A 10,582-nucleotide genomic window follows, 5' to 3' on the forward strand; every position below is an offset into this window, starting at 1 on the left:
CACGGCCGACGCCGCGGCCGGCACGGCATGCGCGCCCGATTCGGGGGCGACGGCCGGCAGCGAAAGCGGCACCGGCGCCGCGGGCGGCGTCGGCACGGCCGGGGTCGTCATCTTCATCGGCTCGCCCTGCGGCGTCGGCGCGGGTTCGGGCAGCGGCGTGACGGGTTCCTTCTCGGCGGCCTTGACGGTCGCGCGGTCGCGGCGGGCCGGGTCGATCTTCAGGAAATGCTCGACGAGATTGAAGAAGCGCTCATAGAACACGCCGGCGGGAATCGTCTCGCTGGCGGTCTTGACGAGCGCGTCGTCGCTCGACCCGATCGGCAGCGACAGCGAGCCGAACACGCTGAGCCCGACGCTGGCCGACGTATTCGACTTCTTCAGCGTGTAACGATCCTGCACCGCGTTGACGTACGCGATGCTCGACGAGCCGTCCGCGTTCGCGTCCGCGCACACGACGTGAAACTCGATCACGACGTGCATGTCGTTGTTCGGCTGGAAATTCTTGCTGCCGTCGACCGCATCGTTGCGCGACGACGACACCACATAACCCTGGCTCAGCAGCGCGCGCCGCGCGGCCTCGCAGGCCGCGTCGGATTTCGAATGGAACGTATGCGCATACGGGCTGCTCGTCGCGTCGAACTGTTCCTGCTGGTAGATCGGCTTGGGCGGCGACGAGCACGCCGCCAGCACGGTCGCGGCCGCGAGCGCGCACGAAACGGAAAACAGGCGAAATCGGTTGTGCATGGCGTCTTTCAGAAGGCTTGGCGAGAGGCCGCGCAACGGCGGTGCCTGGATGAAGCGCGCGGCAATCTCGTAAGGCCGGGGCGCCATTATAGTTTCGTTTGATGTCGCACTCGCTTCAGTCGGCCGGCGCGCCGCGTCCAGCAATTGCGACGTCAGCGGATGGTGTTCGCCGCGCCGCGAGCGGATCGCGTGGATCTCCTCGGTCACGTCGCCCGCGCGCCCGAGCCGCCGCAACCCGCGCAGCAGCGACGCATCGTTCGCGCCGAGTTCGCTCAGCGGAAACACGCCGAGGCCGCGCGCCGCGAACACGGCCATCAGCGCGCTGTCCTCGAATTCTCCGGCCACGCGGGGCATGATCCGCTCACCTTCCAGCCACCGGTCGAGGCGCGCGCGCAGCGCCGAATGCGCGGTCGGCAGCAGCACGGGCAACTCGGCGAGGCACTGCGGAAAGTGCTCCCGCGCGGCCGGCGTGACGAGTGCCGCGGGGCCGTACCAGTCGACCGGCGACGCGACGAGCCGCTCGCTCGTCACGCGCAGGTTCGAACCGGACGGCGCGCCCTGGCCGGCCAGCACGAGATCGAGATGATGCAGCGCGAGCTCCGCGAGCAGCGCGTCGTGCTCGCCCTCGTGGCACAGCAGCCGCAGCGTGGGGGTAGCCAGCACGGGTGCCAGGATCGCGTGCGCGGCAAGCTTGGAGATACCGTCCGCGAGGCCGACCGCAAGCCGCACGGTCGGCTGGCTGGCCGCCGCGCGCACCTCGTCGGGGATCAGCCGTCCCATCTCGAAGATCGCCTCCGCGCGCGCAAACGCGGCCTGGCCGGCGTCGGTCATCGCGACGCTGCGTCCGGCCGGGCGCAGCAACTGGTGCCCGAGCGCCTTCTCGAGCTCGCGCACCTGCGCGCTGATGGTCTGCACGGCCATGTCGAGCCGCGCGGCCGCGCGCGCAAAGCCGCCTTCCTTCACGACGACCCAGAAGTAGTACAGATGTCGGAAATTGAGCATCGGATCGTAATTTCGGAAAAACCGAACCAAAAATCAGATTCTCTCTGATTTTTACGAAGTTCTGGGCGGCATATCATCGGGCTTTCCACTTTCGAATCGGCCCATTTCATGGACTACCTGCTGACGCTTGCCGCCGACCCCGCCGTCTGGGCGGCGCTTCTGACGCTCGTCGTGATGGAAGTCGTGCTCGGCATCGACAACCTGATCTTCATCTCGATCCTCAGCAACAAGCTGCCCGAAGCGCAGCGCGCCCGCACGCAGCGCCTCGGCATCGCGCTCGCGCTGGTGATGCGCCTCGCGCTGCTCGGCAGCGTCGCGTGGATCGCAAGCCTCACCGAACCGGTGTTCACGCTGTTCGACCATGCGTTCTCGTGGCGCGACATGATCCTGCTGTCGGGCGGCCTGTTCCTCGTGTGGAAGGCGACCACCGAGATCCATCACCACGTGTCGCACGACGGTGACGGCGCGGGCGGTGCCGGCGGCGCGGCAGGCCTGACGATGTGGGCCGCGATCGGCCAGATCGTGATGCTCGACATCGTGTTCTCGATCGACAGCATCGTGACCGCGATCGGCATGACCGAACACGTGCCGATCATGTTCGTCGCGGTGATCGTCGCCGTCTCCGTGATGCTGTTCGCCGCGCAGCCGCTCGCACGCTTCATCGACCGCAACCCGACCATCGTGATGCTCGCGCTGTCGTTCCTGGTGGTGATCGGCATGACGCTGATCGCCGAAGGTTTCGGCTCGCATGTGCCGAAGGGTTACATCTACGCGGCGATGGCATTCTCGGCGTTCGTCGAGGGCATGAACATGCTGGCGCGGCGCGCGAAGGCGAAGCGCGCGGCACGGACGGAAGGCCGCTGAGCGGCCGCGCGCGACGCCGGCTGCCGCTCAGGCGGCACCCGGCTCGCGCGTTTCATACGGCATCCAGACGAAATTCGCACGGAAAGGAGAAGCGCGATGAAATGCCCTGTCTGCAAGACGCCCGACCTGCTGATGGCCGAGCGCCAGTCGATCGAAATCGACTACTGTCCGACCTGCCGCGGCGTATGGCTCGATCGCGGCGAACTCGACAAGCTGATCGCGCGCGAGACCGGCGACGCGCCGGTGCGTCGCGACGAGACGCCCGTGCGGCACGATGCGCAAGCGCCGCGCGGCCATGACGGCGGGTGGGGGCGCGACGGCCGCGCTCACGACGACCGGGACCGGCACGATGGCCGCTCGCACGGCGATCGTTACAAGCATGACGGCCAGCGTCGCCGGAAATCGGTGTTCGACCTGTTCGACTTCGACTGACTCCGCCGATGTCGTCATGTCGTTGAAAAGCCCCGCCGGGCGCGTACCCGGCGGGGCTTTTTCACGCGTGCGGGACGACGGCACGCACCGATGCTTACGCGTTGCCGGCCGTCACGTCGATGCGGCGCGGACGCGTTTCCTCGCGGCGCGGAATCGTCAGCGTCAGCACGCCGTCGCGCAGGTTCGCGTCGATCCTCGACGTGTCGAGGTCGGGGCTCAGCACGAAGCTGCGCGCATAGCGCGTCGCGCGGATTTCGGCATGCCGCACGCGGAGGTCGGCCGGCGTATCGAGGTGCGTGTCGGCCTCGATCGTCAGCGTGTTGTCGTGCACCTTTACGTCGAGGTTCTCGCGCGGCACGCCAGGCAGGTCGGCCCGCAGCGTGACGCCGAGGTGATTCTCGACGATGTCGACGGCCGGCGTGATCGCGGGCCGGCGCGCCGCTTCGGCGGCAGCGGGGTGGACGGTGCTCGATTGGCGTTCGGCCAGGGTCGGGTTCGCAGTCATGTCGGTATCCTGAGTATTATTGAACGGTGATCGCGCGCGGCTTCGATGCCTCGCGCCGGCCGACGCGAATCAGCAGGCAGCCGTTTTCGTAGCGGGCGCTGACCTGGTCGGGATCCGCGTCACGCGGCAGCTCGACGACGCGGCGGAACGCACCGTGAAAGCGCTCCTGCGCATAGGTGCGCAGGTCGTCGCCTTCTCCGCCTGGCGCCGGCTTGCGCTCGCCGCTGATCGTCAGCAGGTCCTTGTCGATCGACACGTCGAAGTCGGCCGCGGCCATGCCGGGCGCGAACGCGACGATCTCGATCGCGCTGTCGGTGGCGCCGACGTTGAGCGCGGGAAAGGCGCCGGGCCGCACCGCGCGAATGCCGGACGGACGATCGCCGAGCAGGTTCGCCACCTGCCGCTGCACGCGGGCGAATTCGTCGAACAGGTCGCTGCCGAAATGGATACCGCTCATGTGAGTCCTCCTGAACAGGGAACGCGGGAGACACGACGGCGCGACGCCGGCGGCGGGCGCGACGCGGGGGCTCCACTGGGTCGAAACGGGGGCAGTGCGTGGTGCGGTGCGCTGCCCGACGACGCGTAATTAGTGGCCGCCGCAGCGCATTTCAAGAGGGGATCCACAATCTGCATCAATGCAGGCCCGTGCGGTTCGATGCGACAATCGCCGCGATCTATCCGCAGACCAACGACACGGGACAACCATGGACATTCGACGCATCGCGATCGTCGGCGCCGGCGTGATCGGCGCCAGCTGGGCCGCTTTCTACCTGACGCAGGGCTTCGACGTCGTCGCGACCGATCCGGCGCCGCAAGCCGACGCGCGGCTGCGGGACGCACTGGCCGCGTTCCTCGGCGAGCGGGCCGCCGAGCTTTCCGCGCGGCTGTCGTTCGATGCCGATCTCGTGCGTGCGCTCGACGGCGTCGACTTCGTGCAGGAGAACGGCCCGGAGCGGCTCGACCTGAAGCGCGCGCTGTACCGGCAGATGGACGACGTGCTGCCCGCGCACGTGCCGATCGCGTCGAGTTCGTCGGGCCTGAAAATGTCGGACATCCAGACCGCGTGCGACAAGCATCCGGAACGTTGCCTGATTGCGCATCCGTTCAATCCGCCGCACCTGATTCCGCTCGTCGAGCTGGTCGGCGGCGAGGCCACCGGCCAGGACGTGATCGCGCGCGTGAAGGATTTCTACGACGCGCTCGGCAAGCAGACGATCGTCCTCAACAAGGAGATGACCGGCCACGTCGCGAACCGGCTCGCCGCGGCGCTGTTCCGCGAGGTGTATCACCTCGTCGGCGAAGGCGTCGTGAGCGTTGCCGATGCGGACAAGGCCGTCGCCTGGGGGCCCGGCCTGCGCTGGGGGCTGATGGGTCAGTGCCTGACCTATCACCTCGGTGGCGGCGCGGGCGGAATCGCGCACTTCCTGGAACACCTGTCGGGGCCGATCACGAGCTGGTGGGACGACCTCGGCACGCCCTCGTTCAACCCGGACGTCGATCGCAAGCTGAACGACGAATTGCGCGCGATCCAGGGCGAGCGTTCGATGCAGGAACTGGCGGCCGAACGCGACCGCCTGCTCGTCGAGCTGATCGACGCGCGGCGCCGCAGTTTCCTGCCGTGATCGCGCGTGGGCGGAGCGTTTCGGTCGGGCCGCGATCGGTCAGCCCGCGCTCCGCTACTGCTGCGCGGCCGTTTGCGGTGCGCGCGGCGTCCGGGCAAGCCACGACGGGCTCGCGGCCTGCACGAGTTCGCGGTTGCGTGCGCGCGTCTCGGCGCTCGGCGGGTAGTTGCCGTCGTTCGTCGGCAGTTCGCCGTCGAGATAGGCCTGCTTGAGCTGGGCGATGACTTCCGCGCGTGTCAGGCCCGGTTCGGGCGCAGCGGCATCGGTCTGGGCAAAGGCGGGGGACAGCAGGGCGGCGGCGGCGGTCGCGACGGCGAATCGCAAGACATTCATGGCGTGCTCCGATCAAGGGGACGGGACACCGGATGCGCGCGGCGGCTGCCGTGCGTTCCGATGGGGCCCATTGTCGTGAGCGGGTGCTGCGCGGACGATGACGCGTTCCGGGCAGAACGGTCAGTTGCAGGCGCGGCCGGCCGCGCATGCGTGCGTCGCGCCCGGTGCGCTTACAACTCCGACGCGGCCGTGATCAGCGTGGCTTCGAGCGCGAGCGTCGATCGCGACGCGGCCGCCGGCCGGTCGATCACGTACTCGAGTTCGCCGAGCTCGGGTAGCCCCGCGTCGAGCCGCGCGAGCCCGGCCGGGATCACGTAGCCCGCGAACGCGCTGACGCCGAGCCCCGCGCTCGCGGCGGCGCGCAACACCGCGACGCTGCTGCTGACTACCGCGATCCGGTACGGCCGCCCGACGGCTTCGAGCGATTCGAGCACGCGGCGGCGCGACACGCTCGGCTCCGGATGCATCGCGAGCGGCAGCACGGTCTCGTGGCCGGTGATCCGCGAATCGGGGCCCGTGCACCAGTACAGCGGCTCGCTGCGGATCACGCGGCCGCGCCGGCTGCCCGCGATGCGCTTCGCGAACACGAGATCGTGCCGCCCTTCGTCGAGCGCGTCGAACAGGTCGCCCGACAGCCCGGTCGAGATCGCGAGCTCGACCTCCGGATTGCGCTGCACGAAGCTTGCAAGCGCGGCCGTCAGGTGCGCCGACGCGAAATCCTCCGACATCGCGAGCCGCACCTTGCCCGACAGCGGCGGCCCGCACACCGACGTGACGGCCTCGTCCATCAGTTCGAGGATGCGCACCGCGTAGCGGAACAGCGCGTCGCCGTGCTGCGACAGGTGCACGTTGCGCGTGTCGCGTTCGAACAGCGGCCGGTCGAGCAGCTCCTCGAGGCGGCGGATATGCTGGCTGACGGTCGACTGCGACAGGCTCACGCGCTCGGACGCGGCGGTGAAGCTGCCGGACTGGGCGACGGCGACGAAGCTGCGCAGCAGCTCGGGCGGTAACGGGCGCATTGCTAAATCCACTGAATCGGTTTTGACAACTTCATAAATGGCCGGATATTGCGGCGCTAGTATCGGATCACGCCTCGGTGCGTGCCCGTCACGGCGCGCACCGGATGCGTAGCCCGCGTCGTGCCGGCGGCTGCATCGGTCAGTCTACGGCATCCGGCGTCCGGCCCGAAACCGCATCATCCCATCGACCGCCCGAGAACGCGCCCGCACGACGGGCCGCCGGGCCGCGGCGCACCGCCGCAGGAGACAAGTCCGCGCACGGGATCGGCGTGCGGGGCCGGTTCCTGCATGCGTCCGGCGCCCGTCACGAAGAGACTGGAGACGACTCATGATCATCTACGGAACCGCGCTGCTGGCGTTCTGCCACCTGGCCGGCCTGTTTCTCGGCGACCTGCTCGGCAGCGCGATCGGCGTGAAGACCAACGTCGGCGGCGTCGGCATCGCGATGCTGCTGCTGATCTGCCTGCGCCTGTGGCTGCACCGGCGCGGCTGGCTGCCGAAGGAAACCGAGGCCGGCGTCGGGTTCTGGGGCGCGATGTACATCCCCGTCGTCGTCGCGATGGCCGCGAACCAGAACGTCGTCGCCGCGCTGAAGGGCGGCCCCGTCGCGCTGCTGGCCGCCGTCGGCGCGGTCGCGATCTGCGCATGCTGCATCGCGGTACTCGTGCGCACCGGGCGCGACGACACGGCCTTCGCGGCCGTGCCGCAATTCGAAGAACAGTGACGGAGGCCGCCATGCTGCAGATGCTCGAAAAAGTCGTCGCCCACAACGGGCTCGTCGCGTCGTTCGCGCTGGTCGGCCTGATCATGTGGCTGTCGTCGATCGCGTCGCGCAAGCTCACGTTCGGCCGTGTGCACGGCTCCGCGATCGCGATCGTCATCGGCCTCGTGCTCGCCTATGTCGGCGGCGCATTCACCGGTGGCGAGAAGGGGCTGGCCGACGTCAAGCTGTTCGCCGGCATCGGCCTGATGGGCGGCGCGATGCTGCGCGATTTCGCGATCGTCGCGACCGCGTTCGAAGTGCAGCCGACCGAGGCACGCAAGGCCGGGCTCGTCGGCGTCGTGTCGCTGCTGCTCGGCACCGTGCTGCCGTTCATCGTCGGTGCGTGCATCGCGCGCGCGTTCGGCTACACCGACGCGGTCAGCATGACGACCATCGGCGCGGGCGCCGTCACCTACATCGTCGGCCCCGTCACGGGCGCGGCGATCGGCGCGAGCTCCGACGTGATCGCGCTCAGCATCGCGACGGGGCTCGTGAAGGCGATCATCGTGATGGTCGGCACGCCGGTCGCGGCCAACTTCATGGGCCTGAAGACGCCGCGTTCCGCGATGATCTTCGGTGGCCTGGCCGGCACCGTCAGCGGCGTGAGCGCGGGGCTCGCCGCGACCGACCGCCGGCTCGTCCCGTACGGCGCGCTGGTCGCGACGTTCCATACGGGCGTCGGCTGCCTGCTCGGGCCGTCGGTGCTGTTCTTCACGACGCGCGCGCTGGTCGGCGCGTAGCGCGCTGCGATGCGGCCCAAGCGCGCGGGCCGCATCCATCGCGGCGTCCTCTGAGTCGCATTCGTCAACATCATCAATCGGCGGCGGCGCCCGGCTTAGAATGCCGCTGAACCATCGAAGCGGGAGAACTGTTCATGACGGGATGGAATCACGCGCGGCAGGCGCGCGATGCACGCCTCGCGGCCGGTGCGCGTTTCGCGCAGGGCAAGCGGGTCGATGCGCGCGACGCCGTCGCGTTGCTCGAAGCGGTGCTGCGGCCCGGCGACCGCGTGTGCCTCGAAGGCGACAACCAGAAGCAGGCCGACCTGCTCGCGACGGCGCTCGCCGACGTCGACAGCGCGAAGATTCACGACCTGCACATGGTGCAGTCGGGCGTCGTGCTGCCCGAGCATCTCGACGTGTTCGAGCGCGGCATCGCGAAGCGCCTCGACTTCGCGTATTCGGGCCCGCAGTCGCAGCGCATCGCGAAGCTGCTGTTCGGCGGCAAGATCGCGCTCGGCGCGGTGCACACCTATCTCGAGCTGTTCGCGCGCTACTTCATCGATCTCACGCCGCAGGTCGCGCTGATCGCCGCGGTCAGCGCCGACGCCGACGGCAACCTGTACACCGGCCCGAACACCGAAGACACGCCGACCGTCGTCGAGGCCACCGCGTTCAAGGACGGCATCGTGATCGCGCAGGTCGACCGCATCGTCGACAAGGTGCCGCGCGTCGACATTCCCGGCGACCGAGTGCACTTCGTCGTCGACGCGGGCCGGCCGTTCTACGTCGAGCCGCTGTTCACGCGCGACCCGGCCGCGATCACCGAAACGCAGATCCTCACCGCGATGCTCGCGATCAAGGGCATCTACGAACCTTACGGCATCAAGCGCCTGAACCACGGGATCGGCTTCAACACGGCCGCGATCGAACTGCTGCTGCCGACCTACGGCGAGAAGCTCGGGCTGAAGGGCAAGGTCTGCTCGCACTGGGCGCTCAATCCGCACCCGACGCTGATTCCCGCGATCGAATCGGGCTGGGTCGAGCAGATCCACTGCTTCGGCTCGGAAGTCGGGATGGACGACTACATCCGCGCGCGTTCCGACATATGGTTCACGGGCTCCGACGGGTCGCTGCGCTCGAATCGCGCGTTCTGCCAGACGGCCGGCCTCTACGCGTGCGACATGTTCATCGGCTCGACGCTGCAGATCGACCTGTCCGGCCATTCGTCGACGGTCACCGCCGAGCGCATCGCCGGTTTCGGCGGCGCGCCGAACATGGGCAGCGACGCGCGCGGCCGGCGTCACCCGAGCGAGCCGTGGCTGAAGGCCGGCGCGGAAGCCGATCCCGATACGCCGGCGGCACTCAGGCGCGGCCGCAAGCTCGTCGTGCAGATCGGCGAGACGTTCGGCGACAAGAACGTGCCGATGTTCGTCGAGAAACTCGACGCGCTGAAGCTCGCCGACAAGCTGCAGCTCGACCTCGCACCGATCATGGTCTACGGCGACGACGTCACGCACATCGTCACCGAGGAAGGGATCGCGAACCTGCTGATGTGCCGCGACAAGGACGAACGCGAGCACGCGATCCGCGGCGTCGCCGGTTATACGGAGATCGGCCGCGGCCGCGACCGGAAGATGGTCGAGCGGTTGCGCGAGCGCGGCGTGATCCGCCGTCCGGAGGATCTCGGCATCGATCCGCTCGACGCCGATCGCCGCTGGCTCGCCGCGCGCTCGATCAAGGATCTCGTGCACTGGTCGGGCGGGCTTTATGCGCCGCCGGCCCGGTTCCGCAACTGGTGAGGAAGAGGGCATGGAACAGTTGAACTATCGCTTCACCGCGCGCGAGCGCGCGAAGGGCGAGCTGGCCGCGGCGCTCGTCGGCGTGGTGGCATCCGGCAATCTCGAGGTGCTCGTCGAGCGCGTGCTGCCGGGCAACGAATGCGAGATCGACATCCGCACCGCGGCGGTCGGTTTCGGCGCGGTGTGGCAGGCCGTCGTCACGGATTTCGTCGAGCGGCGCACGCCGGGCGGCCTGAAGCTGTCGATCAACGACGGCGGCGCGCGGCCCGACATGGTGTCGCTGCGGCTCGCGCAGGCCGTGCGCGCGATCGAAGGGGACGCATGATGAACGACATTCATCACACCCATGACGCCCCCGCGTTCGTCGCGAACGCGGCGAGCTGGTACGAAGCATCCGCGCGGCAGCGCGTCGACGGGCTGCTCGACGCGGGCAGCTTCGACGAATTCCTCGGGCCGGCCGAACGCGTGACGAGCCCGCACTTGCCGCTGTTCGACCTGCCGCAGCAGTTCGACGACGGGATGGTGGTCGGCCACGGCCGGCTCGACGGGCATCCGGTGTTCGTCGCCGCGCAGGAAGGCCGCTTCATGGGCGGGGCGTTCGGCGAAGTGCACGGCGCGAAGCTCACCGGGCTGCTGCGCGCCGCGCGCGAAGTCGGCAAGCCGGTGCTGATCCTGTTCGATACGGGGGGCGTGCGGCTGCAGGAGGCGAATGCGGGCGAACTCGCGATCGCCGAGATCATGCGCGCGCTCGTCGAAGCGCGTGCGGCCGGCGTGCCG

At 69.0% G+C, this 10,582-nt stretch carries 13 protein-coding genes and 1 pseudogene; 8 read left to right on the forward strand and 6 right to left on the reverse strand.

The annotated features are described in order from the left end of the window. Positions 1–744, reverse strand: a 744-nt coding sequence (locus L810_RS33700) for a DUF2242 domain-containing protein (RefSeq protein ID WP_042977253.1), incomplete at its 3' end; no start/stop codon positions are given. Positions 745–870: 126 nt separating this feature from the next. Then, positions 871–1,746, reverse strand: a pseudogene (locus tag L810_RS33705) (LysR family transcriptional regulator); the annotation flags it as partial. Between the two features lie 108 nt (positions 1,747–1,854). On the opposite strand from L810_RS33705, the gene L810_RS33710 reads away from it, so the two are divergent. Together L810_RS33710 and L810_RS33715 are read left to right on the forward strand one after the other, a co-directional pair. Further along, positions 1,855–2,610, forward strand: coding sequence for a TerC family protein (locus L810_RS33710; RefSeq protein WP_021162687.1), 756 nt, complete (start codon positions 1,855–1,857; stop codon positions 2,608–2,610). A 96-nt stretch (positions 2,611–2,706) separates the two neighbouring features. Further along, entirely contained in the window at positions 2,707–3,042 is a 336-nt protein-coding gene (locus tag L810_RS33715) for a TFIIB-type zinc ribbon-containing protein (RefSeq protein ID WP_021162688.1), read from the forward strand. 94 nt (positions 3,043–3,136) lie between these two features. Here the strand turns inward: L810_RS33715 and L810_RS33720 are convergent, their stop codons facing one another. Both L810_RS33720 and L810_RS33725 read right to left on the reverse strand, forming a co-directional pair. Then, positions 3,137–3,547 (reverse strand): Hsp20/alpha crystallin family protein, encoded by a 411-nt coding sequence (locus L810_RS33720; RefSeq protein ID WP_021162689.1) that lies wholly within the window; start codon positions 3,545–3,547, stop codon positions 3,137–3,139. Between the two features lie 16 nt (positions 3,548–3,563). Continuing rightward, positions 3,564–4,004: an Hsp20/alpha crystallin family protein gene (locus L810_RS33725; protein WP_021162690.1), complete on the reverse strand. Its 441-nt coding sequence runs from the start codon at positions 4,002–4,004 to the stop codon at positions 3,564–3,566. Positions 4,005–4,251: 247 nt separating this feature from the next. On the opposite strand from L810_RS33725, the gene L810_RS33730 reads away from it, so the two are divergent. Beyond that, positions 4,252–5,169 (forward strand): 3-hydroxyacyl-CoA dehydrogenase NAD-binding domain-containing protein, encoded by a 918-nt coding sequence (locus tag L810_RS33730; protein ID WP_021162691.1) that lies wholly within the window; start codon positions 4,252–4,254, stop codon positions 5,167–5,169. 54 nt (positions 5,170–5,223) lie between these two features. On the opposite strand, the gene L810_RS33735 is transcribed toward L810_RS33730, so the two are convergent. Together L810_RS33735 and L810_RS33740 are read right to left on the reverse strand one after the other, a co-directional pair. Next, entirely contained in the window at positions 5,224–5,502 is a 279-nt protein-coding gene (locus L810_RS33735) for a DUF4148 domain-containing protein (protein ID WP_021162692.1), read from the reverse strand. Positions 5,503–5,672: 170 nt separating this feature from the next. Next, on the reverse strand, positions 5,673–6,521 hold the full coding sequence (locus L810_RS33740; RefSeq protein ID WP_021162693.1) for a LysR substrate-binding domain-containing protein: 849 nt from the start codon (positions 6,519–6,521) through the stop codon (positions 5,673–5,675). Positions 6,522–6,849: 328 nt separating this feature from the next. Between L810_RS33740 and madL the strand changes: the two genes are divergently transcribed. The 5 genes from madL to L810_RS33765 all read left to right on the forward strand — a co-directional run. Next, the gene (madL, locus tag L810_RS33745) at positions 6,850–7,245 is read left to right on the forward strand and encodes a malonate transporter subunit MadL (protein WP_021162694.1); all 396 of its coding nucleotides are present in this window, start codon (positions 6,850–6,852) and stop codon (positions 7,243–7,245) included. An 11-nt stretch (positions 7,246–7,256) separates the two neighbouring features. Then, complete coding sequence (madM, locus tag L810_RS33750) at positions 7,257–8,024, forward strand: malonate transporter subunit MadM (RefSeq protein ID WP_021162695.1); 768 nt, start codon at positions 7,257–7,259, stop codon at positions 8,022–8,024. Positions 8,025–8,158: 134 nt separating this feature from the next. After that, the gene (gene mdcA / locus L810_RS33755; protein ID WP_021162696.1) at positions 8,159–9,805 is read left to right on the forward strand and encodes a malonate decarboxylase subunit alpha; all 1,647 of its coding nucleotides are present in this window, start codon (positions 8,159–8,161) and stop codon (positions 9,803–9,805) included. A gap of 10 nt (positions 9,806–9,815) precedes the next feature. Beyond that, positions 9,816–10,130, forward strand: a complete 315-nt coding sequence (gene mdcC / locus L810_RS33760) for a malonate decarboxylase acyl carrier protein (RefSeq protein WP_021162697.1) — start codon at positions 9,816–9,818, stop codon at positions 10,128–10,130. Next, the coding region (locus L810_RS33765) for a biotin-independent malonate decarboxylase subunit beta (RefSeq protein WP_042977258.1) at positions 10,127–10,582 on the forward strand (456 nt) is incomplete at its 3' end. The genes mdcC and L810_RS33765, both read left to right, overlap by 4 nt.

This window comes from Burkholderia sp. AU4i (assembly GCF_000466765.1).
GTDB lineage: Bacteria > Pseudomonadota > Gammaproteobacteria > Burkholderiales > Burkholderiaceae > Burkholderia > Burkholderia cepacia.

What these genes read in the sequence shown, in the direction of transcription:
- L810_RS33710 (WP_021162687.1), top strand. Translation starts at nt 1,855, where the DNA reads ATGGACTACCTGCTGACGCTTGCCGCCGACCCCGCCGTCTGGGCGGCG.
- L810_RS33715 (WP_021162688.1), top strand. Translation starts at nt 2,707, where the DNA reads ATGAAATGCCCTGTCTGCAAGACGCCCGACCTGCTGATGGCCGAGCGC.
- L810_RS33720 (WP_021162689.1), bottom strand. Translation starts at nt 3,547, where the DNA reads ATGACTGCGAACCCGACCCTGGCCGAACGCCAATCGAGCACCGTCCAC.
- L810_RS33725 (WP_021162690.1), bottom strand. Translation starts at nt 4,004, where the DNA reads ATGAGCGGTATCCATTTCGGCAGCGACCTGTTCGACGAATTCGCCCGC.
- L810_RS33730 (WP_021162691.1), top strand. Translation starts at nt 4,252, where the DNA reads ATGGACATTCGACGCATCGCGATCGTCGGCGCCGGCGTGATCGGCGCC.
- L810_RS33735 (WP_021162692.1), bottom strand. Translation starts at nt 5,502, where the DNA reads ATGAATGTCTTGCGATTCGCCGTCGCGACCGCCGCCGCCGCCCTGCTG.
- L810_RS33740 (WP_021162693.1), bottom strand. Translation starts at nt 6,521, where the DNA reads ATGCGCCCGTTACCGCCCGAGCTGCTGCGCAGCTTCGTCGCCGTCGCC.
- madL (WP_021162694.1), top strand. Translation starts at nt 6,850, where the DNA reads ATGATCATCTACGGAACCGCGCTGCTGGCGTTCTGCCACCTGGCCGGC.
- madM (WP_021162695.1), top strand. Translation starts at nt 7,257, where the DNA reads ATGCTGCAGATGCTCGAAAAAGTCGTCGCCCACAACGGGCTCGTCGCG.
- mdcA (WP_021162696.1), top strand. Translation starts at nt 8,159, where the DNA reads ATGACGGGATGGAATCACGCGCGGCAGGCGCGCGATGCACGCCTCGCG.
- mdcC (WP_021162697.1), top strand. Translation starts at nt 9,816, where the DNA reads ATGGAACAGTTGAACTATCGCTTCACCGCGCGCGAGCGCGCGAAGGGC.